Below are 21608 nucleotides of genomic sequence, written 5' to 3' on the forward strand. Positions count from 1 at the left end.
CGCAGACGGCGGGGATTGGCTGCTAACGCAGCGCCGCCGAAATGTCGCGGATCAGCTCATCCACATCCGGGTCGGAGAAGGCGTCGCCCGAAGGCTCCAGCCGCACGACGGGATCGCGCGTGCAGAGCCGCAGGCACTGGCGCGTCGCGATTTTAAGCCGGCCGTCGGCGAGCGCGTCGGGAAAGGCGACGGAAAGCGTCGCCTGAACCTCGGCCAGCAAGGCGCGCCCGCGGCCATGAGCATCGCAGTTCGGGCCGACGCAGACGATGAGGCGGGCGGGCGGTTTGTTTTCTGGGCGCGCCGTTGATTCCGTCATAGCGAGGAGCGCAGCGACGAAGCAATCCAGCGGCCGCTACCGCTGCTCTGGATTGCTTCGCTGCGCTCGCAATGACGAAGAAATGGAGGGCGATCACACATCCAAATTCGCCACGCTCAACGCATTCTCCTGAATGAACTCGCGGCGCGGCTCCACCACGTCGCCCATCAGCTTCACGAAGATGTCGTCGGCCTCCACGGCTTCCTTCACCTTCACCTGCAGGAGCGAGCGCGCGTCGCGGTCGAGCGTCGTCTCCCAGAGCTGCTCGGCGTTCATCTCGCCCAAGCCTTTGTAGCGCTGGATGGTGAGGCCCTTGCGGCCGATCTGGTTCATGGCGTCGTAGAGCGCCACAGGCCCGGAGAGCTGCGCCTCGTCGCCGCGGCGGATCAAGGTCGCGGGCGCCGAGAAGACGTCGCGCAGCGAGTCCGCGCGCTCCTGCAGCTTGCGCGCTTCGGATGAATTCAACATGGCGGCGTCGAGAACCACCGCCTGTGTCACGCCGCGCAGCGTGCGCTTGAAGACATAGCCGTCCTCACGCGGTTCGCCCGTCCAGCCGCGTTCGGTTTCCTCGGCGATGGCGTCGAGACGCCGCGCGACTTCCTGCGCCAGGCGCTCGCTCTCGCCATTTTCGCCGTGCGGCTTCAGCGCGCCGGCCATGGCGGCCTGCTCGACGACGCTGCGGTCGTAGCGCGAATGCAGGCTTCCCATCACCGTGCGGAAGGCGCGCGCGTCCTCCAGCACCTTGCGCAGATCGGCGCCGGCGCGATCTTCCGTTCCCGTGCGCAGCACGGCGCCGTCGAGCAGCGCGTCGATGAGATAATCTTCGAGCGCGCGTTCGTCCTTGAGATATTGCGTCGACTTGCCGCGCGTCACCTTATAGAGCGGCGCCTGCGCGATGAAGACATGGCCGCGATCGATCAGCTCCGGCATCTGCCGGTAGAAGAAGGTCAGGATCAGCGTGCGGATATGGGCGCCGTCGACGTCGGCGTCGGTCATGATGATGATCTTGTGATAGCGCAGCTTGTCGGCGTTGAATTCGTCGCGCCCGACGCCCGTGCCGAGCGCCGTGATCAGCGTGCCGATCTGCTCGGAGGAGAGCATTTTGTCGAAGCGCGCGCGCTCGACATTGAGGATCTTGCCGCGCAGGGGAAGCACCGCCTGGAAGGCGCGATCGCGCCCCTGCTTGGCGGTGCCGCCGGCGGAGTCGCCCTCGACGATGAAGAGTTCGGCCTTGGCCGGATCGCGCTCCTGGCAGTCCGCGAGCTTGCCGGGCAAGTTCGCGACATCGAGCGCGCCCTTGCGGCGCGTCAGCTCGCGGGCCTTGCGCGCCGCCTCGCGCGCGGCCGCCGCCTCGACGACCTTGGAGACGACGTTCTTCGCGTCTGCCGGATGCTCCTCGAGCCATTGGCCGAGGATTTCATTCATGACGTTCTCGACCGCCGGACGCACCTCCGACGAGACGAGCTTGTCTTTTGTCTGCGACGAGAACTTCGGGTCCGGCACTTTCACCGACAGCACGCAGGTGAGGCCCTCGCGGCAATCGTCGCCGGAGAGATCGACCTTCTCGCGTTTGGTGAGGCCCGACGAGTCGGCATAGCCGGTGATCTGACGCGTCAGCGCCGCGCGGAAGCCGGCGAGATGGGTGCCGCCGTCGCGCTGCGGAATGTTGTTGGTGAAGGCCAGCACATTCTCGTGATAGCTGTCGTTCCACCACAGCGCGACTTCGACGTTGATGTGCTCGCGCTGGCCCTTGATGAGGATCGGCGCCGAGACGAGCGGCTGCTTGGTGCGGTCGAGCCAGCGCACGAAGGCTTCCAGACCGCCTTCGTAATAAAGCTCCTCCTGCTTCACCTCGGCGTGGCGCGCGTCGGTGAGGAGGATGCGCACGCCGGAGTTCAGAAAGGCGAGCTCGCGCAGCCGATGCTCGATCGTCGCATAGTCGAAATCGATCATGGTGAAGGTCGCGGGGGAGGGCAGGAAGGTGACTTCCGTGCCGCGCTTGGGCGCGCCGTCCTCGATCGGCGCCGCGCCGACGACCTTGAGGTCCTCGAGCGCGTCGCCATGCGCGAACTCCATGAAATACTCTTTGCCGCCCCGCCAGATGCGCAGCTTGAGCCAGACGGAGAGCGCGTTGACGACCGAGACGCCGACGCCGTGCAGGCCGCCGGAGACCTTGTAGGAGTTCTGGTCGAACTTACCGCCGGCGTGGAGCTGGGTCATAATGACATTCGCCGCCGACACGCCTTCCTCATGGTGGATGTCGGTGGGAATGCCACGGCCGTTGTCGGTGACGGTGCAGGAGCCGTCGGCGTTGAGCGTGACCGTGACGCGCGTCGCATGGCCGGCGAGGGCCTCGTCGATGGCGTTGTCGACGACCTCATAGACCATGTGATGCAGGCCGGTGCCGTCGTCCGTGTCGCCGATATACATTCCCGGACGTTTACGGACGGCGTCCAGGCCACGCAGCACCTTGATGGAGTCGGCGCCATATTCGGCGGGGTCGTTCGGCTTCTCGTTCTCGCTCATTTCGCTCGGCTTTTTGGGGGATTGAGGCCCCTGATTCGTAAAGCCCATTCTACTCCGGAAGGGCTTGCGAATGCGAGCGAAGAAAAGGCTTTTCCCTGTGTTGCAAGGTGTTGAATTAGCGCTGTTTTCTGAAACTCCTCACGGCGCCGCCGCCTAGCCGCGCGGGCAGGGGCTTTGGCCCCGTCAGCGGTAGCCCTCCTCGGCGAGCACCTGGCGCACGGCGGGCCGGGTCTTCATGCGGGCGTAATGGGCGGCGCAATTGGCGGGCAGGTCCATGCCGATCTTATCGGCCCAGAACTCGACATAGAACAGCGCCGCGTCGGCGATGGAGAAGGCCCCCGCCGCGTAATCCCGCCCCGCGATCTCACGGTCGATCGCCTCGAATGCCGAGGCGGCGATGGCGCGCCCCTCGGCGATGGTGGTTTCCCGGTTCGGGCCGTAGCGCTCGGGCGTGAAGACGCGGCGGAAGCCTTCGCCGTGAATATGGCGCGTGCAGAAATCGAGCATGGCGCGCGCTTCGTCGGCCAGCGCCGGGTCGTCGGGCAGAAGCCGGCGGCGCGGATATTGTTGCGCCAGCCATGTCGCGATGCTGACGAAATCCGTCAGAGCGGTTCCGTCGTCGCGCAGCAGCGTCGGGATCGTGCCATTGGGGTTGATCGCCAGATATTCAGGCTTCAAATGATCGCCGCGCGGGAGATTGAGCACATAGGCCTCGAAAACAAGGCCGATTTCCTCGAGCAGAATATGGATGCCGGTCGAGCAGGAGCCCGGCGTCATGTAAAATTTCATCTGGGCGCGCCTTTCGGTTGAGGCCGTTGTGCAACCAAGGCGCCAGCCGCCGTCATTGCGAGGAGGCGAAGCCGACGAAGCAACCCAGAGCGCCAAGGTGGCCTGCTGACAAAGTGGCTGACGCCCCTCGCGCTTCGAGACGCCTGCTGCGCAGGCTCCTCAGCATGAGGGGATTCTGCAACAATCACTTAGGCCTCATCCTGAGGAGCGAGCGAAGCTCGCGTCTCGAAGGACGAGGCCCCTTGGAGATTTGTCAACAAACTGAGCCGATGGGCTGCCCTGGATTGCTTCGCTTCGCTCGCAATGACGGGGTGTCTCTACCGCAACGCCTGCTCCAGCGCCTCCAAGAAGGCGTCGCCGTAGCGGGCGACTTTTCTTTCGCCGACGCCATGCACCGTCAGCAGTTCATCGAGCGTCGCAGGCCGCTTTTCGGCCATGTCGATCAGCGTGCGGTCGGCAAAGATCACATAAGCGGGCACGCCTTCCTCCTGGGCGAGCTCGCGCCGCTTGCGTTTCAGCGCGGAGAGAATGCGGTCCGTCGCCTCGTCGAGATTGGCCGCCGCTTTCTCGCGCCGCTCGCGGCGCCTCAAGGGGTCGCTGCGCAGCAGGATCGTCTCGCGGCCGAAGAGAATATCCTCGCCTTTGGGCGTCATTGCGAAGCCGCCATGTTCCGCGCTTGCCGTCCGCAAGGCGCCCGCGGCGAAGAGCTGGCGCAGGATCGAGGCCCATTCGGTTTTCGAATGTTCCTTGCCGACGCCGAAGGTTTTGATCGCGTCATGACCGTGGCGGCGCACGGTCTCGGTGGCCTCGCCCGTCAGCACGTCGGCGATATGGGTCGCGCCGAAGCGCTGGCCGGTGCGATAGACGGCCGAAAGCGCCTTTTGCGCGGGGATGACGCCGTCGAAAACGGCGACCTTGCCCTGGCAGACGTCGCAGCTCCCGCAGGGGCCCGCTTCCTCGGCAAAATAAGCGAGGAGCGTCTGGCGGCGGCAGCGCGGCGTCTCGCAGAGCATGGCGAGCGCCGAGAAGCGGTCGTGCTCGATGCGGCGGCGCTCCTCGTCGATATCCTTCGCGTCGATCTGCCGACGGCGAAAGGCCATGTCGTCGAGGCCGTAGAGCGTCAAAGTATCGGCGGGCAGGCCGTCGCGCCCGGCGCGGCCGATCTCCTGATAATAGCTTTCGACCGATGACGGGATGTCGGCATGCGCCACGAAACGCACGTCCGGCTTGTTGACGCCCATGCCGAAGGCGATGGTCGCGACGGCGATGACGCCGTCCTCGCGCAGGAAGCGGTCGCCATTGCGATTGCGCGTCTCCTGGGCGAGCCCTGCGTGATAGGGCAGCGCATCATAGCCCTGCCCGGCGAAATAGGCCGCGAGGTCTTCCGTGCGCTGGCGCGAGGAGCAATAGACGATGCCGCTCTCGCCCTTGTGGCGTTCGAGAAAACGCGACAATTGCCGGCGCGGCTGATCCTTCAGCGCGAAGTTGAGCGCAATGTTTGGCCGGTCGAAACTATGCAGGAAAAGGCGCGGCGGCGCGGGGAAGAGGCGGCGCGCAATGTCGTCGCGGGTCGCGGCGTCGGCGGTGGCGGTGAGGCCGACGACCTGGATATTGCCCAGCGCTTCCGCGGCGCGGCCGATCTCGCGATATTCGGGGCGAAAGTCGTGCCCCCATTCCGAGACGCAATGGGCTTCGTCTATGGCGAGGCGGCGGGGCTTGGCGCGCTTCAGCTCTGCGAGGAGGCCATCCATCATCAGCCGCTCGGGCGAGACGAAGAGAAGCCGCAGCCCGCCCTCGCGCATGGCGCGGCGGGCCTCCTCGTTTTCCTCCGGGCCGTTCATGGAATTGAGCGTCGCGACCCCCACGCCGAGCGCGCGCATCTGGCGCACCTGGTCGCGCATCAGCGCGATAAGCGGCGAGACGACGACGGTGAGCGCCTCCTCCATGATCGCCGGCAGCTGATAGCACATGGATTTGCCGCTGCCGGTCGGCATGACCGCAAGCACCGGGGCTCCGTCGAGCACAGCCGCAATGATCTCCGCCTGACCGGGGCGGAAATCATCATAGCCAAAGACGGATTTGAGCAGCGCGCGGGCTTGCGGGGGGAGGGAAGGCATGCGGAGGGCATAGCATGGGCGGGGCGGCCGGGGCCAATGGGGCAGGCTCGACTTGTCGAGCGCGATTTCGAAGCGGGAGGTTTTCGATGACGCAGCGGCGCCGCCGGATGCGATCTCTGGCGTTTACTCCCGGTCAAGCTATCATACGAGATCCGCTTGATTGGGTCGGCGTCATTCCCGACGCTCGCGCCGTTTGGACACACTGGAAGCACCGCCGTCATTGCGAGGAGGCGAAGCCGACGAAGCAATCCAGGGCCGCATCGCCGCCCTGGATTGCTTCGCTTCGCTCGCAATGACGGGCGCTGGGTAAAACCAGCGCTTTTGTGGCTCTGGATTCCCGGTCGGGCTTTCAGCCCGCCGGGAATGACAAGGCCCAACGCGAGCTGTTCAAACCGAAATGCAATCAAACGGCTGAGCGAAATCAGCGCATCATGTGCCGTAGCGCTTCATAGAAAGCGACGTCCGCGGCAACCAGCATGAGACCGATCACCGCCGCCTGTGCGATATATTTGAAGTCGCGCCCGATCCGCATATCGCGCTCCCGCCGGTTGCGGCCGGAGGTAGCGGACGAATGGATGACGGCAAGCCGGTTTGGGCTCGCGTGCGCGATTTATGCTTACAACTCTTTATGTGTTCCGTCGCGAAGCGGCTCCTTCTTCGTCGCCTTGCAGCCGCAGAAGAAAGCCTTGCCGGTCGCTTCGGCCTTGTAGGCGACGGGCTCGATCCCCGTGCCCTGATGGGCGCCGTCGCAGAAAGGCTGCTTGGCGCTTCGCCCGCAGGCGCACCAGTAGTAGGTCTTGCCGGCCTCGACCTCGACCGGCATGGCTTTCTTCTGGAAGACGACGCGTTCGGTCATGTCTCTCTCTTGAGCTCTAAACGGCTTCGGTCGTGAGGGCGGGGGCGTCGAGCAGGAATTTCTCCGTCTCCAGCGCCGCCATGCAGCCGAGCCCCGCGGCGGTCACCGCCTGCCGATAGACTTCATCGGCCACGTCGCCAGCCGCGAAGACCCCCGGGATATTCGTGCGGGTCGAGCCCGGCTCGACGGCGATATAGCCCGAGGACTTCAATTCGAGCTGACCCTTGAAGAGCTCCGAGGCGGGCGCATGGCCGATGGCGATGAAGACGCCGTCGGCGTCGATTAGCTGCGTCTCGCCGGTTTTGGAGTGTTTCACGCGCGCGCCGGTGACGGAAAGCGGGCCTTCCGTGCCGACCACCTCGTCGATCACATGATCGAAGAGCACGGTGACATTCGCCTGCCTGTGGAGCCGCTCCTGCAGCACGCGCTCGGAGCGCAGCGTGTCGCGCCGATGCACGAGGGTCACATGCGAGGCGAGGTTGGAGAGGTAAAGCGCCTCTTCGACGGCCGTATTGCCGCCGCCGACGACGATCACCTTCTTGCCGCGGAAGAAAAAGCCATCGCAGGTCGCGCAGGCCGAGACGCCGAAGCCCTTGAATTTCTCTTCGCTCGGAATGCCGAGCCATTTCGCTTTCGCGCCCGTCGAAATGATCAGCGCGTCGCAAGTGTAGGTCGCGCCGCTGTCGCCGATGAGCGTGAAGGGCCGTTTGTCGAGGCGGGCTTCGACAATATGGTCGGAGACGAGCTTCGTGCCGACATGCTCGGCCTGCAGCCGCATCTGCTCCATCAGCCAGGGGCCCTGGATGGGCTCGGCGAAGCCGGGGTAGTTCTCGACCTCCGTCGTGATCATGAGCTGGCCGCCCTGCTCGAAGCCGGCGATGAGCATGGGCTCCAACATGGCGCGCGCCGTGTAGATCGCCGCCGTATAGCCGGCCGGCCCTGAGCCGATGATGATGACGCGCGCATGGTTGGGGGCGGACATGGGAGACTCTTGGGTTGCGATGCAATTCACTCTTTCCGCCAGCGGAAAGAGGGGAGGGCGGCAATCTAGCGATTATGCGCCGCGCCGCAACTGCGCTGCTTCGCGAGGAAAGCGACGTAGTCTTTCTCGATCCGCCGCGCGACTATCGGCGTCGAATTGATTGGCTTATATGTCCAGTCCTCGAAAGGCCCTCGCAAGATACGGATGGCGCCCGCGCCTTCGAGCGCCGCGAGATAGGCCTTGATTTTACGCCGGATCACGAAGGGTTCGAGGACATGAACCGGAACGCCGGTCGCCGCCGCCTCTCCAACCATATTGACGCTGTCGCCCGTCACGACGATGCGGTCGGCGTTCGCCAGCATGGAAAAATAGGGATTGGCGCCTTCGCCGTCCCAGAACCAGCCCCCGGGCGCAGAGAGAGCTTGCCGTAGCGCGGCGGCGATTTCCGGCGGCGTGCGCCGGGAGGCGGTCGCCATCACGCCATAACCGGCGTCGAGAAGCGTGCTCGCGATGAAATCGAGATCGTAAAGAAGCCCCTCGGCGCTGCCGATGAGCATGGCGACGCGCGGGCGGGGCAAAGCGGCGAAGCGCGGGTCGGGCGCCGCGCGGGCCGCGGCGAGCCGCTCGGGGGTGATACGGTTCGGCGGCGTGATCGGCGCAATGACATTCGGACCTGTGAGCCTATCGTGGCGCGGGGCGACGATGAGGTCCGCGGTCTTCAGGCCTGTGGCCGGGGCGTTGAGATAGACGGTGAAAGTCCGCCCGCCCGAGCAGCGCTTGAGGCGCCGCAGCGCCGGGATGGTCCGCCGGCCGGCGGCGATGGCGATGTCGGGGTAGGGCGGCGCGTAGGCTTGCGCGTCCAAAGTATCGGGCGGCCCAAAAGGCGCAACAAGCTCATAGAGCCGGCGGGGCGCGATCCGGCGGATGTCGGGCGTCAGGCCGAGCGCCTCGGCGACGCCGAGCGTCTGCGCTTCATGACCGGCGCGGCCGTCCGAGAGGATGCGGAGCGTCGGCTGCGCCGGCGCTGCTTCGACTTTTCCGGTTGCGGCGAGAGGGGGTGGGCGAGAGCCGGAGCCGGCCACGAATTCTCCTGGTCCCGCCGCATACCCCAAACGGACGAAGTTTACGAAACGAAGGCGACCTTCAAAATCTCATAGCTCTTGCCGCCGCCGGGGGTCTTCACTTCCACGGTGTCGCCGACGGTCTTGCCGATCAGCGCGCGGGCAATCGGGCTCGAGATGGAGACGCGGCCGCTCTTCACATCGGCTTCGGTTTCGCCGACGATCTGATAGGCTTTCTCCTCTTCAGTGTCCTCGTCGACCACCGTGACGGTCGCGCCGAATTTGATCGTCGTGGAGCCCGTGAGCTTGGAGATGTCGATGACCTCGGCGCGGGAAAGCTTGTCTTCGAGCTCTGCGATGCGGCCTTCGTTCAGCGATTGTGACTCTTTGGCCGCATGATATTCCGCGTTCTCCGACAAATCACCGTGGGCGCGGGCCTCGGCGATCTGCTGGATGATGCGCGGGCGGTCTTCCTGCTGACGACGGCGCAATTCCTCTCCGAGCGCCGCATAGCCAGCGGCTGTCATGGGCACCTTCTCCATTGGTCTCGCTCTTCGCCTTTCCGATCAATTGTCGGGGAATGTCTTCCTCGCCCCCGCGGGCCAAATGCGCCGGCGCGGGAAACCCCGAATCATATGTCCGATAGTCTTGCCGCGAAAGCGGCGCAGCGCCATGCCTTCCGAGCGCTTTTGGCGCGATATTCCGCCGCGCCAACGCCCGAAGGCGGCTTGGGAAGCGCGCCTTCTATCTTCCTTATCTTCAACCGGCTGCGGGCCGGAAATAATCCTGCAGCGCCCGCGCCTCTAGATCCCCCGACACATAAGCCTTCACGCCCTGCGCCGCCGCGATCGCGCCGGCGAGAGTCGTATAATAGGGAACCTTATGCAGAAGCGCCGCGCGGCGCAAGGAACGCGAGTCGGCGAGCGCCTGCGCGCCTTCCGTCGTGTTGAAGACAAGCTGGATCGCGCCGTTTTTGATGGCGTCGACGATATGCGGCCGGCCTTCCGAGACCTTGTTGATCTTCTGCGCGGCGATGCCCTGCTCCTGCAGGTAGCGGGCGGTGCCCCCCGTCGCGACCACGCTGAAGCCAATGTCCGTCAGCAGGCGGATCGCCGGCAGGATGCGCGGCTTGTCGGCGTCGCGCACCGAGACGAACAGCACGCCGCCGCGCGGCGCCTTGGTGCCGCCGCCAAGCTGGCTCTTCACGAAGGCTGCGTCGAAGGAGACGTCGAGGCCGATGACTTCGCCGGTCGAGCGCATCTCCGGGCCGAGCACAGTGTCGACGCCGGGGAAGCGCGCGAAGGGGAAGACCGCTTCCTTCACGCCGATATGGTTCGGCGGGGTGGAGGGCAGGGTGAAGCTTGAGAGCTTCTCGCCCGCCATCACGCGTGCGGCGATCTTGGCGAAAGGCGCGCCGACGACCTTGGCGACGAAGGGCACGGTGCGCGAGGCGCGCGGGTTCACTTCGAGAACATAGATCTCGCCGTCCTTGAGCGCATATTGCACATTCATCAGCCCCACGACGCCGAGCGCCATGGCGAGGCTCTTGGTCTGCTCCTCCAGCGCGGCGATGGTCTCCGGCGTGAGCGAGCGCGGCGGCAGCGAGCAGGCCGAGTCGCCCGAGTGAATGCCGGCTTCCTCGATATGCTCCATGACGCCCGCGATAGCCGCTTGCGCGCCGTCGGCAATGCAATCCACGTCGACTTCGATCGCGTCGGTCAGATAGCGGTCGAAGAGCAGCGGGTTTTTGCCGAGCACCATATTGATCTGCCCGGTCTTGTCATTGGGGTAACGCGTCTTGATCTCGGAGGGCACGAGGCTCGGCAGAGTCCCGAGCAGATAATCATCCAGCGCGCCGCTGTCGCGGATGATGGCCATGGCGCGGCCGCCGAGCACATAGGAAGGACGCACGACGAGCGGCAGGCCGAGCTCGCCCGCGACGATGCGCGACTGCTCGACCGAATAGGCGATGCCGTTCTTGGGCTGCTTGAGGCCGAGCTTGTCGAGCAGGCGCTTGAAGCGGTCGCGGTCCTCGGCGAGATCAATCGAATCGACGGGCGTGCCAAGGATGGGCGCGCCGGTTTTTTCGAGCCCATGCGCGAGCTTCAACGGCGTCTGGCCGCCATATTGGACGATGATGCCGGTCAGGGTTCCGTTCGACTTCTCGACGTCGAGAATCTCCGACACGTCCTCATTGGTCAGCGGCTCGAAATAGAGGCGGTCCGAGGTGTCGTAGTCGGTGGAGACCGTCTCGGGATTGCAGTTGATCATGATCGTTTCGAAGCCGGCGTCGGCCAGCGCGAAACAGGCGTGACAGCAGCAATAGTCGAATTCGATGCCCTGGCCGATGCGGTTCGGCCCGCCGCCGAGAATGACGATCTTCTTGCGATCGGAGGGATTGGCCTCATTCGCTGGGACGCCGGCGAAGGGCGTCTCATAGGTCGAATACATATAGGCGGTGGGGGAGGCGAATTCGGCTGCGCAAGTGTCGATGCGCTTATAGACCGGCCGCACGCCGAGCGCATGGCGCGCCGCGCGCACGGCTGATTCTTCGAGCCCGGTGAGCGTCGCGAGGCGCGTGTCGGAGAAGCCGGCGAATTTCAGCTTGCGCAGATTCTCCGCGTCCGTCGGCAGGCCAAATTTCTTCACCTTCTCTTCGAGCGCCACAATCTCTGCAACGCGCGCGATGAACCAGGGATCGATCTTGCTGGCTTCATGCACTTCGGCCTGCCTCATGCCGAGACGCAGCGCCTGGCCGACGACGAGCAGGCGATCCGGCGTCGGCGTGCCCAGCGCGCCGCGCAGGACGTTCATATCGTCGCCCTTGCCGAGCCCCTCGACCTCGATCTCGTCGAGACCCGAGAGGCCCGTCTCCAGCGAGCGCAGCGCCTTTTGCAGCGACTCGGCGAAATTGCGGCCGATCGCCATGGCTTCGCCGACCGACTTCATGGCGGTCGTCAGAACGGGCTCGGAGCCGGGGAATTTCTCGAAGGCGAAACGGGGAATCTTGGTGACAACGTAGTCGATCGTCGGCTCGAAGGAGGCCGGCGTCGCGCCGCCGGTGATGTCATTGGCGATTTCGTCGAGCGTGTAGCCGACGGCGAGCCGCGCGGCGACCTTGGCGATGGGAAAGCCCGTCGCCTTCGAGGCCAGCGCCGAGGAGCGCGACACGCGCGGATTCATCTCGATGACGATCATGCGGCCGGTGCGCGGATCGACCGCGAATTGCACGTTCGAGCCGCCCGTCTCGACGCCGATCTCGCGCAGCACGGCGAGCGAGGCGTCGCGCATGATCTGATATTCTTTGTCGGTGAGCGTCAGCGCCGGGGCGACGGTGATGGAGTCGCCGGTATGCACGCCCATCGGATCGATGTTCTCGATCGAGCAGACGATGATGCAATTGTCCGCTTTGTCGCGGACGACCTCCATCTCATATTCTTTCCAGCCGAGGACGCTTTCCTCGATCAGCACTTCATTGGTGGGCGAGGCGTCGATGCCGCGTTCGACGATCTCGATGAACTCGGCCTTGTTATAGGCGATCCCGCCGCCGGTGCCGCCGAGCGTGAAGGACGGGCGGATGATGGCGGGCAGGCCGATGTCGTCCAGCGCCTCGAGCGCCGCGGCGAGCGTCTTGATGTGGTGCGAGCGCGGCGTGTCGAGGCCGATCTTGGTCATGGCCTCGCGGAAGAGCTCGCGGTCCTCGGCCTTGTCGATGGCGTGCGCCGTGGCGCCGATCATCTCCACGTCGAATTTTTCGAGCACGCCCATCTTCTCGAGGGAGAGGGCGCAGTTGAGGGCCGTCTGGCCGCCCATTGTGGGGAGCAGCGCAAAGCCGCCCGGAATGGCGTAGCGCTCCTTCTCGATGATCTTGGCGACAAATTCCGGCGTGATCGGCTCGACATAGGTGCGATCGGCCAGATCCGGGTCGGTCATGATCGTCGCCGGATTGGAATTGACCAGGACGATCCGATAGCCTTCCGCCTTCAGCGCCTTGCAAGCCTGCGTGCCGGAATAGTCGAATTCGCAGGCCTGGCCGATAACGATGGGCCCGGCGCCGATGATCAGGATAGTCGATATGTCGGTTCTTTTCGGCATGTCGCTTCTTTGTTTCGCGCGGATAACGCGCTCGAGCCCCGCCCTCATCTCCGAGGAGCCTGCGAGGCAGGCGTCTCGAAACATGTGGACGGGGAGGGAATCGTCCTTGCGGCTTCCTCCGCTTCGGGACGGCCCCTGAAGGGGCCTCCTTGAGGCTGAGGGAGCCTTCGCCCGTCGGCGCGCCATGAGATGGGCGCGCATAAAAAAAGGCCGCGTTCCCGGCCTTTTGGACCAGCACGCGTCCCGAATGCCTGTCTTGCAGGCGGCGAGCGGGCGCGCCCGGCTCGAAAGTCGAGGTCTGTCTAGACGAGAATGACGCGAGTGTGAAGGGGCAGGCAAGACCAGGCGCCGGAAGGTCGGCCGTCATTGCGAGCGAAGCGACGCAACCCAGAGCGTCATCTCGGCTCTGGATTGCTTCGTCGCTTCGCTCCTCGCAATGACGGGTCTTTCAGCGCGAAGCCTGTGGAAAACCCCCTGGTCTTCAGGCGCAAGTCCACCAGACGCCGCGACTCTGCCGGTCTTGCGCGGGCGCGCGCCTCCGGCTCATAAGCGGCGCAGAGCCCTTCGGAGAAAATTTTCATGAGGTCCATCGCCGCCTGCGCCGCGCTTCTCTGTCTTCTCGCCGCTCCTGCGCGCGCCGAGCCGAAATACGACCTCGCCAAGGTCGTCGCCGAATGCGCCGCCTGCCATGGCCCCGACGGCATCGGCAATGACGTCGAGATCCCCAATCTCGCAGGGCAGCACGATCGCTACCTCTACCTGCAGCTTCAGCACTTCAAGTCGGGCCGCCGCCCGCACAAGGAGATGCGCTACGAAAGCCGCCATCTCTCCGACGAGGAAATGCAGGACCTCGCCCGCTACTATTCCCAGCTTCCGCGCTGATGCTCCGCCAGCTCGCAACCTATGCGTCGGTCGGCGTCGGCGCGACGCTCGTCCATTACGCAATCCTGATCGCGCTGGTGGAGGCGGGCGGCTGGGCGCCGGTGCCGGCGGCGCTGTGCGGCTATGTCGCCGGCGGCGGCGTGGCCTATGTCCTCAACCGCCGTCACACTTTCGCGAGCGACCGCCCCCATGCCGAGGCCGGCTGGCGCTTTGGGCTGGTCGCCTTTGTCGGCTTTTGCGTGACTTACCTGCTCATGAGCCTCTTCGTGGAGCGGCTCGGCGCGCCCTATCTGCCGGCGCAGGCCGTGACGACGGTGCTGGCCATGTTCGTGACCTATGCGCTCAACCGGGCGTGGACGTTTCGGGCAGGGTGAGGCAGGCGTAACGCCGTCATGCCCGGCCTTGTGCCGGGCATCCACGCCGGGCAGCGATGGCAATGTCTGAAGGAGGCCGGCGCGTTTGCCGCGTGGATGGCCGGGACAAGCCCGGCCATGACGGGGTGAGGGCTGGGCAGGTTAAGGCCACTTCACGCTCGGCGGCATGGACGACAGGATCGACTCCACATTGCCCCCCGTCTTCAGCCCGAAAATCGTGCCCCGGTCATAGAGCAGATTGTATTCCACATAGCGGCCGCGCCGGATGAGCTGCTCTTCGCGCTGCTCGGGCGTCCAGGGCAGGGCGAAGTTGCGCCGCACCAGCTCGGGATAGATCGCCAGGAAACTCTCGCCGACGTCCCGGGTGAAGGCGAAGTCCTTGTCCCAGCCGCTATTGGCCGGATCGCCCGCGCTATTGAGATAATCGTAGAAAATGCCGCCGATCCCGCGCGGCTCCTTGCGATGGGCGAGATAGAAATACTCGTCGCACCATTCCTTGAAGCGCTTGTAGTTGGCGATGGGGTGGCGCTCGCAGGCGCCGCGCATGGCCGCGTGGAAGTCGACCGAATCCGGGTCCGCCTGCGTGCGGCGGGCGTCGAGGACGGGCGTGAGGTCCGCTCCGCCGCCGAACCAGGCTTTGCTCGTTACGACAAAGCGCGTGTTCATATGCACGGCGGGGACGTTCGGGTTCCAGGGATGGGCGATGAGCGAAATGCCGGTCGCATAGAAGCGCGGGTCTTCGGCGGCGCCTGGAATCTGCTTGGCGAATTCGGGCTGGAAAGTGCCGAAGACCGTCGAGCAATGGACGCCGGCCTTTTCGAACACCCGCCCATGGATCATGCCCATGCGCCCGCCGCCGCCCGGAGCCCCGTCGTGATTCTGCCGCTCCCAGGGAGTGAGCTGAAAGCGCCCCGGCGCAGTCGTTTCCGCGAAGGGGCCCGTCGCCTCTTCCTCCAGCGCCTCGAAAGCCGCGCAGATGCGCAATTGCAACGCCTCGAACCACTCGCGCGCGGCGTTTTTGCGGGCTTCGAGCTGGTCTTGAGCGGCGTTCATGAGCGTCTCCTTTTCGAGCGCTCAGAAACGCCGCGCGCCGCGCCTTGTCAAATCGGCGGTCAGTCGGTCGCGATCGTCAAATTCCTGCCTCTGCCGGGAGTTGGCGACGGCGAGGCGGCGGTCGTCAGCCCGATGGTCAGATATTCGACGATCGCGGTGCGAATGTTCCAGCCGCGGCCGGTCAACGTCGCCCGATAACAGGAGCGCGGCGCGCCGATCGTCCATTCCTTCTTTTCCGCCTTCGCCGTCGCCATATCGCGCAGGACGGCGGCCTTGTCCTCGGGAGAAGCGGAGAGCGTCACGAAAGCCATGCGCTCCAATTGCTTGTCGATGAAACGCGACTCCTGCATCTCGTCGGTCGCGCGCTCGAAATCGCAAAGCTTGGTTTGGGCGCCCACGTTGAGCAGGCGCGGAAACCATTCGGGCCGCAACTCGCGCAAATCCAGTTTCAGCGTCGCCGCCTTTTCCCGATCGTCTTTTTCGAGCGTCTTGTAGATCGCTAAAGAGCCCAGCACGTCCGGCGCGCCGAAGACGACCTTCAGATTGACGAATTCGACGGACTGTACCTGATTGATGCGCCCGAGAAGATCGTTGAAGCTCGACTTCAGCGTCGGGAATTCGACGATGAGGAACACGACGCCCGCGCCGAAAAGGAGCGTCACGAGGACGCCGTTGAGAAATTTCAGCAGGCGTTCGCAAATATCCAGGGTCGACTGAACTTTTGGAGTCTGCTCTTTTCCGGCTTCAATCACTCTTTCCTCCCTAATCGCTCACGACTTGAAATTGGCGGTCGACGACAATCCAGCACGGCAGGCCCCCGCCCGATATGCGGCGGCGCGCAGGGAGGTAACGCTTGTTCACTCGGTTTGGTTGCCGCCGATCTGCCGCAACGCCTCGCCGACGACCATGGCTGCGGAAACCGCCACATTGAGAGAGCGCGCCTGGGGTCTCATGGGGATCGTGACGGCAAGGTCCGCCGCCGCGAAGACGTCGTCTGGCACGCCAGCCGATTCGCGGCCGACCATGAGAATGTCGCCGGACTCATATTTGCTGGCCGTGTAGGGCGCCTCGGCGCGGGTCGAGAGCAGAATGAGCCGCCGGCGCCGGCCCGCGGCGGTTTGTGCAGCGCGCCAAGCCTGGAAGGCGTCGAAGGAGGCGTGCCGGAGAAGTGTCACGAGATCGAGATAATCCATGCCGGCCCGCCGGAAGGCGGCGTCGGTCACGGGAAACCCGGCGGGGCCGATGATCGCGGCCTCGACGCCGAGACAGGCGCACATGCGCAGCATGGTTCCGGCGTTTTGGGGGATATCCGGTTGATAAAGGGCGAGCGCGAGCGGCGGCATGAATCTCGATCCTGCGGAAAGTCAAAGCTTTGCGGCAAATCGCCGCGATTGTGCGCTGCGAAGGGAAAGAGCGAAAAATCCCGGCTTGCGCTTGTGGACATGATGGCGGAATGGCGCCACATAAGCCGCGCGCGGACGGGGTTCAACCGCTGCGCGCCGCATCGGCGCCGCCGCCACGGGCTAGCGCAAGTTGCGAAAAAGTGGAACGATTGCTTCGAGTGGAGCTTGCGCTTGTCAGCCGAGCGCTCTTTATTCGCAGCGATTGGGAAGAGGTCAGGGCGTGAGCAGCAAGAACGTCACAGAACATACGCCGGTCGAGCCGAGCCGTCGAGACATTCTCTATATCGCGACGGGCGCGGCCGCGACGGTCGCCGCCGGCGGCATGGTCTGGCCGCTGATCTCGCAGATGAACCCCGACGCTTCGACCCTGGCGCTGGCCTCCACGGAAGTGGATTTGTCCTCCGTCGCCGTCGGCCAGATCGTCACCGTCAAATGGCGCGGCAAGCCGGTCTTTGTGCGTCACCGCACCCCGGAGGAGATCAAGACCTCCGAGGACACGCCGCTCGCCGAGCTTCCCGATCCACAGCCCGATTCCGCGCGCGTCCAGAAGCCCGAATGGCTCGTGGTCATCGGCGTCTGCACCCATCTCGGCTGCATTCCGACCGGCAAGGCCGGCGAATATGACGGCTGGTTCTGCCCGTGCCACGGCTCGACCTATGACGTCTCCGGCCGTATCCGCAGCGGCCCGGCGCCCTCCAATCTCGAGGTGCCGCCCTACGCTTTCGTCAGCGACAAGAAAATCAAGATCGGATAGGCCACGCGCCTTTCCGCATTTCTCGCGTCCTTCGTCGCCATCGATCCATTCGAGAAAGTTCCAATGAGCGGACATTCCCAATACACGCCCAAAAGCGGCTTCGCCCGTTGGCTGGAGCGCCGGCTGCCGATCATCAGCTTCATGTACGACTCCTTCGTCGCCTATCCGACGCCGAAGAATCTGAACTACATGTGGACCTTTGGCGCCATCCTCTCCTTCATGCTGGTGGCGCAGATCGTCACGGGCGTGGTGCTCGCCATGCACTACACCGGCGAGACGACGCTCGCCTTCGACTCCGTCGAAAAGATCATGCGCGACGTGAATTGGGGCTGGGCGCTGCGTTATGCGCACGCCAATGGCGCCTCCATGTTCTTCCTCGCCGTCTATCTCCACATCTTCCGCGGCATGTATTACGGCTCCTACAAGGAGCCGCGCGAGGTGCTGTGGATCCTCGGCGTCCTCATCTTCATGGTGATGATGGCGACGGGCTTTCTCGGCTATGTCCTGCCCTGGGGCCAAATGTCCTTCTGGGCCGCGACGGTCATCACCAACCTCTTCTCGGCGATCCCGGTGGTCGGAACCTCGATCACCACCTGGCTGCTGGGCGGCTACTCGGTCGATAATCCGACGCTGAACCGCTTCTTCGCCCTGCATTATCTCTTGCCCTTCATTATCGTCGCGATCGTCGCGCTGCATGTCTGGGCGCTGCATGTGACGGGGCAGAACAATCCGACCGGCGTCGAGGTGAAGGACGTCGAGAAGGACACCGTGCCCTTCACGCCCTATGCGACGCTGAAGGATGGCTTCGCCATCGGCGCCTTCCTCGTGCTCTATGCCTGGATGATGTTCTTCGTGCCGAATTATCTCGGCCATCCGGACAATTACATCGAGGCCAATCCGCTGGTGACGCCGCCGCATATCGTGCCGGAGTGGTATTTCCTGCCCTTCTACGCGATCCTGCGCGCCATCCCGAACAAGCTGCTCGGCGTCATCGCGCTGTTCCTGTCGATCCTCATCACCATGGCGCTGCCCTGGCTCGACACGTCGAAGGTGAAATCGGGCAGCTTCCGGCCGCTGTTCCGCAAATTCTACTGGGTCTTCGTCGCGGTGTGCGTCGGGCTCGGCTATCTCGGCGCGCAGCCGGCGGAAGGCGTCTATCTGTGGCTCGCCCGCATCTTCTCCTTCTACTACTTCCTGCATTTCATCGTGATCCTGCCCTGGCTCGGCAAGGTCGAAAAGACCGAGCCCGTGCCGGAGTCGATCGACGCCGCCGTCGCCACGGGGAAGACCGCCCATGCGTGACGCGCGATCCTTCTTTGCCCTCAAGGACTCCTCGATGAAGCGCAGTTTCTTGTCACACCTTTCGGGCGCGGCCCTGCTCGCCGGCGCGCTGGCGGGTTCGCCGGCCTTGGCCGAGTCCGGGCATCACGAGAAGAAGCCGGAGGTCCATAGCTGGAGCTTCGCGGGCGCGCTGGGCAGCTACGACAAGGCGCAGCTCCGCCGCGGCTTCAAGGTCTATAAGGAAGTCTGCTCGACCTGCCATTCGATCAAAATGCTGGCCTTCCGCAATCTGAGCCAGCCGGGCGGGCCGGAGTTTTCCGAGAAGGAAGTCGCCGACCTCGCCGCGACCTACAAGGTCAAGGACGGTCCGAACGATACGGGCGATTATTTCGATCGCCCCGCGCGGCCGAGCGACCGTTTCCCGCCGCCCTTCGCCAATGAGCAGGCGGCGCGCGCGGCGATGTCGGGCGCCTATCCGCCGGATATGTCGGTGCTCGCCAAGGCGCGCGGCTATGGGCGCGGCTTCCCGACCTTCCTCTTCGACGCGCTGCCGGGCTTCTCCTATCAGGAGCATGGCGTCGACTATATCGCCTCGCTGCTCAAGGGCTATGGCGAGCCGCCGCATGGGATGCAAATTCCCGACGGCCAGTTCTACAACGCCTATATGCCCGGCAATCGCATCGGCATGCCGCCGCCTCTGTCGGACGGCGCCGTGACCTATGACGACGGCGCGCCGCAGACCGTCGACCAATACGCCAAGGACGTCACGGCCTTCATGATGTGGGTCGCCGAGCCGCATCTCGACGCCCGCAAGCGCATAGGACAGGCCGTGCTCGCCTTCCTGTTCGTCTTCGCCGTGCTGCTCTATTTCACCAAGCGCAAGATCTGGTCGAACGTGGCGCATTGAGCGCGTAAGGCTTAAGCCCCGCATCCGTCATTGCGAGGAGCGAAGCGACGAAGCAAAATCCAGGGCCGGGATGACGCTCTGGATTGCTTCGCTTCGCTCGCAATGACGGCGCGCGCCAGTCACGACAACAGGCTTCGCGCGCCGTCGACGACATATTGCACGGCAAGCGACGCGAGAAGCACGCCGATCAGCTTTTCCATCACGATGCTCACCGAGGCGCCGACCAGGCGCTCCACGCTCGTCGCCAGCCGGCAGACCGCCCAGCAGAGCGCCAGCACCGTAAAGATCGCGCCGATGAGCGCTGCGAGCGCGAGCGGATCGCCATGCGCTTCGCCGGCGATGAGCAGCGTCGCCGTAATCGCGCCGGGGCCGGCCATCAGCGGGATGGCGAGCGGGAAAGCGGCGATGTGGCGCGCGCGCTCGTCGATCGCCTGAGCGGCCGTCGCGGCGTCGCGCCCGATCCGGACGCCCAGCACCATTTCCGAGGCGATGGAAAAGAGCAGCAAGCCCCCGGCGATGCGGAAGGCAGGCAAAGTGACGCCCAGCGCGCGCAACAGCGCCTCGCCGCCAAAGGCCGCGCCCGTGAGGATCAGAAAGGCGTAGAGACAGGCCCGCAGAGCGATTTGCGCGCGCGCCGCTTTGGTTTCCCGGGCGGTCGCGGCGAGGAAGATCGGCGCGAGGCCGGCAGGCTCGACGACGACCGCAAGCGTCACTAAAGCCGCTAGAAAGTTGCTCCAATAGATGGCGGCCATCCATCCTCGTCCCGCTTGCTGGCTTCTCTTTAAGCTAGGGCGCTCGCGCGCCCTTTTTGCGGCGCTTCCTTGATCGCCTCTTCGGAATCGTGCACAACGCTTGGCTTCTAGCCCGGTCTTTCCGGGCGGCTCAGCTACTCCCGGAAGGGTCGAAATGTCGGAGATTTTGCGCGTCGGCATCGCGGGGCTCGGAACCGTCGGCGCGGCGGTTGCGCGGCTTCTCCAGCGGCAGGAGCAGGCGCTGATGGCCCGCACCGGCCGCCGCATCGTTGTCACGGGCGTCTCGGCGCGCGACGCTGGCAAGAAGCGCGACGCCGATTTCTCCGGGGCGGAATTTTTCCACGATCCCGTCAAGCTCGCAACTTCGGAGACGATCGACCTTTTCGTCGAGCTGATCGGCGGCTCGGAAGGCCCGGCGCGCGCCAGCGTCGAGAGCGCGCTCGCCCATGGCAAGCCGGTCGTCACCGCCAATAAGGCGCTGCTCGCCGCCCATGGCCTGCATCTGACCCAGCTCGCCGAGGAGAAACGCGTCGCGCTCTCCTTCGAGGCCTCGGTCGCCGGCGGCATTCCGATCGTCAAGACGCTGCGCGAGGGGCTCGCCGGCAATTCGATCGAGCGCGTCTATGGCATTCTCAACGGCACCTGCAATTACATATTATCGCGCATGGAGCGCGAGCAGCTTTCCTTCGAGGCGTGCCTGAGCGAGGCGCAAAGGCTTGGCTACGCCGAGGCGGACCCGACTTTCGACATCGGCGGCTTTGACACCGCGCATAAGCTCGCGATCCTCACTTCTCTCGCCTTTGGCACGCGCATCTCCGCGCAGTCGATCGACATCGAGGGTATCGAGCGCGTCACGCTCGCCGACATCGAGGCGGCGGACGAGCTCGGCTTCCGCATCAAGCTTCTCGGCGTCGCCCAGCGCACGGCGGAGGGCATCGAGCAGCGCGTCCATCCGACCATGGTGAGCAAGAACAGCGCGATCGCCCAGGTGATGGGCGTGCTCAACGCCGTCACCATCGACGCCGACGCCGTGCATGAACTCACCCTCGTCGGCCCCGGCGCCGGCGGCGACGCCACGGCCTCCGCGGTGGTGGCCGATATCGCCGATATCGCCAAGGGCGTCCGCTCGGCCCCCTTCGGCCTGCCGTCGAGCCAGCTCGCCGAGTTCAAGCGCACGCCGATGCGCCGGCACGAGGGCGGCTATTACATCCGCATGTCGGTGAAGGACGTCGCCGGCGCCTTCGCCAAGATCGCGACGCGCATGGCCGAGCGGCAGATTTCGCTCGACAGCATCATGCAGCGCGGCAGCCGCGGCGCGCCGGGCGCCTGCGTCGATGTTATCCTCATCACCCATGCGACGAGCGAGCATCTGGTGCGCGAGGCGCTGGACCTGATCTTCCAGGACGGGACCATCGTGTCGCGCGCTCAAGTCATCCGCATCGAGCGGGAATAGCTAAGGC

Annotated in this window: 19 protein-coding genes; 6 read left to right on the top strand and 13 right to left on the bottom strand. The window is 65.0% G+C overall.

Annotated features, from left to right (window positions below; all coding sequences use genetic code 11):
* Nucleotides 1–22: 22 nt before the first annotated feature.
* From QMG84_RS07625 to carB, 9 genes are all read right to left on the bottom strand, one after another.
* Nucleotides 23–316: a (2Fe-2S) ferredoxin domain-containing protein gene (locus QMG84_RS07625; RefSeq protein WP_281931559.1), complete on the bottom strand. Its 294-nt coding sequence runs from the start codon at nt 314–316 to the stop codon at nt 23–25.
* Nucleotides 317–409: 93 nt separating this feature from the next.
* A complete protein-coding gene (gyrB, locus tag QMG84_RS07630) occupies nt 410–2842 on the bottom strand; it encodes a DNA topoisomerase (ATP-hydrolyzing) subunit B (RefSeq protein WP_281931560.1) in 2433 nt (810 codons plus the stop codon).
* 183 nt (nt 2843–3025) lie between these two features.
* Nucleotides 3026–3631 carry a glutathione S-transferase family protein gene (locus QMG84_RS07635; RefSeq protein ID WP_281931561.1) on the bottom strand — a complete coding sequence of 202 codons (606 nt, stop codon included), beginning with the start codon at nt 3629–3631 and terminating at the stop codon, nt 3026–3028.
* 317 nt (nt 3632–3948) lie between these two features.
* Nucleotides 3949–5748: a DNA helicase RecQ gene (gene recQ, locus QMG84_RS07640; protein ID WP_281931563.1), complete on the bottom strand. Its 1800-nt coding sequence runs from the start codon at nt 5746–5748 to the stop codon at nt 3949–3951.
* Between the two features lie 616 nt (nt 5749–6364).
* Nucleotides 6365–6604, bottom strand: a complete 240-nt coding sequence (locus tag QMG84_RS07645) for a CDGSH iron-sulfur domain-containing protein (protein ID WP_281931564.1) — start codon at nt 6602–6604, stop codon at nt 6365–6367.
* 16 nt (nt 6605–6620) lie between these two features.
* The gene (gene trxB / locus QMG84_RS07650; protein WP_281931565.1) at nt 6621–7586 is read right to left on the bottom strand and encodes a thioredoxin-disulfide reductase; all 966 of its coding nucleotides are present in this window, start codon (nt 7584–7586) and stop codon (nt 6621–6623) included.
* A gap of 65 nt (nt 7587–7651) precedes the next feature.
* Nucleotides 7652–8668 carry a mitochondrial fission ELM1 family protein gene (locus QMG84_RS07655; RefSeq protein ID WP_281931566.1) on the bottom strand — a complete coding sequence of 339 codons (1017 nt, stop codon included), beginning with the start codon at nt 8666–8668 and terminating at the stop codon, nt 7652–7654.
* Between the two features lie 41 nt (nt 8669–8709).
* Complete coding sequence (gene greA, locus QMG84_RS07660; RefSeq protein WP_202072651.1) at nt 8710–9189, bottom strand: transcription elongation factor GreA; 480 nt, start codon at nt 9187–9189, stop codon at nt 8710–8712.
* Between the two features lie 217 nt (nt 9190–9406).
* Nucleotides 9407–12742, bottom strand: a complete 3336-nt coding sequence (carB, locus tag QMG84_RS07665; RefSeq protein ID WP_281931568.1) for a carbamoyl-phosphate synthase large subunit — start codon at nt 12740–12742, stop codon at nt 9407–9409.
* A 579-nt stretch (nt 12743–13321) separates the two neighbouring features.
* Here carB and QMG84_RS07670 point away from each other — a divergent pair.
* Both QMG84_RS07670 and QMG84_RS07675 read left to right on the top strand, forming a co-directional pair.
* Nucleotides 13322–13624, top strand: coding sequence for a c-type cytochrome (locus QMG84_RS07670; RefSeq protein WP_281931569.1), 303 nt, complete (start codon nt 13322–13324; stop codon nt 13622–13624).
* A complete protein-coding gene (locus QMG84_RS07675; RefSeq protein WP_281931570.1) occupies nt 13624–13998 on the top strand; it encodes a GtrA family protein in 375 nt (124 codons plus the stop codon). Before QMG84_RS07670 ends, QMG84_RS07675 begins: the two co-directional genes overlap by 1 nt.
* A 141-nt stretch (nt 13999–14139) precedes the next feature.
* Here the strand turns inward: QMG84_RS07675 and hemF are convergent, their stop codons facing one another.
* The 3 genes from hemF to QMG84_RS07690 form a co-directional block, all read right to left on the bottom strand.
* On the bottom strand, nt 14140–15051 hold the full coding sequence (gene hemF, locus QMG84_RS07680; protein ID WP_281931571.1) for an oxygen-dependent coproporphyrinogen oxidase: 912 nt from the start codon (nt 15049–15051) through the stop codon (nt 14140–14142).
* 59 nt (nt 15052–15110) lie between these two features.
* Nucleotides 15111–15803: a hypothetical protein gene (locus QMG84_RS07685; RefSeq protein ID WP_281931573.1), complete on the bottom strand. Its 693-nt coding sequence runs from the start codon at nt 15801–15803 to the stop codon at nt 15111–15113.
* Between the two features lie 105 nt (nt 15804–15908).
* Nucleotides 15909–16394, bottom strand: coding sequence for a tRNA (cytidine(34)-2'-O)-methyltransferase (locus QMG84_RS07690; RefSeq protein ID WP_281931574.1), 486 nt, complete (start codon nt 16392–16394; stop codon nt 15909–15911).
* Nucleotides 16395–16674: 280 nt separating this feature from the next.
* On the opposite strand from QMG84_RS07690, the gene petA reads away from it, so the two are divergent.
* From petA to QMG84_RS07705, 3 genes are all read left to right on the top strand, one after another.
* A complete protein-coding gene (petA, locus tag QMG84_RS07695) occupies nt 16675–17208 on the top strand; it encodes a ubiquinol-cytochrome c reductase iron-sulfur subunit (RefSeq protein WP_281931576.1) in 534 nt (177 codons plus the stop codon).
* Nucleotides 17209–17271: 63 nt separating this feature from the next.
* Nucleotides 17272–18510: a cytochrome b gene (locus QMG84_RS07700; protein WP_202072659.1), complete on the top strand. Its 1239-nt coding sequence runs from the start codon at nt 17272–17274 to the stop codon at nt 18508–18510.
* Complete coding sequence (locus QMG84_RS07705) at nt 18503–19396, top strand: cytochrome c1 (protein WP_281931578.1); 894 nt, start codon at nt 18503–18505, stop codon at nt 19394–19396. Before QMG84_RS07700 ends, QMG84_RS07705 begins: the two co-directional genes overlap by 8 nt.
* 119 nt (nt 19397–19515) lie before the next feature.
* Here QMG84_RS07705 and QMG84_RS07710 read toward each other — a convergent pair whose 3' ends face one another.
* The gene (locus QMG84_RS07710; protein ID WP_281931580.1) at nt 19516–20148 is read right to left on the bottom strand and encodes a MarC family protein; all 633 of its coding nucleotides are present in this window, start codon (nt 20146–20148) and stop codon (nt 19516–19518) included.
* A gap of 154 nt (nt 20149–20302) precedes the next feature.
* Here QMG84_RS07710 and QMG84_RS07715 point away from each other — a divergent pair, with 154 nt between their 5' ends.
* Nucleotides 20303–21601: a homoserine dehydrogenase gene (locus QMG84_RS07715; RefSeq protein WP_281931582.1), complete on the top strand. Its 1299-nt coding sequence runs from the start codon at nt 20303–20305 to the stop codon at nt 21599–21601.
* The last annotated feature ends 7 nt before the right edge of the window (nt 21602–21608 follow it).

Origin of the sequence: Methylocystis iwaonis, assembly GCF_027925385.1 — a bacterium.
Classification (GTDB): domain Bacteria; phylum Pseudomonadota; class Alphaproteobacteria; order Rhizobiales; family Beijerinckiaceae; genus Methylocystis; species Methylocystis iwaonis.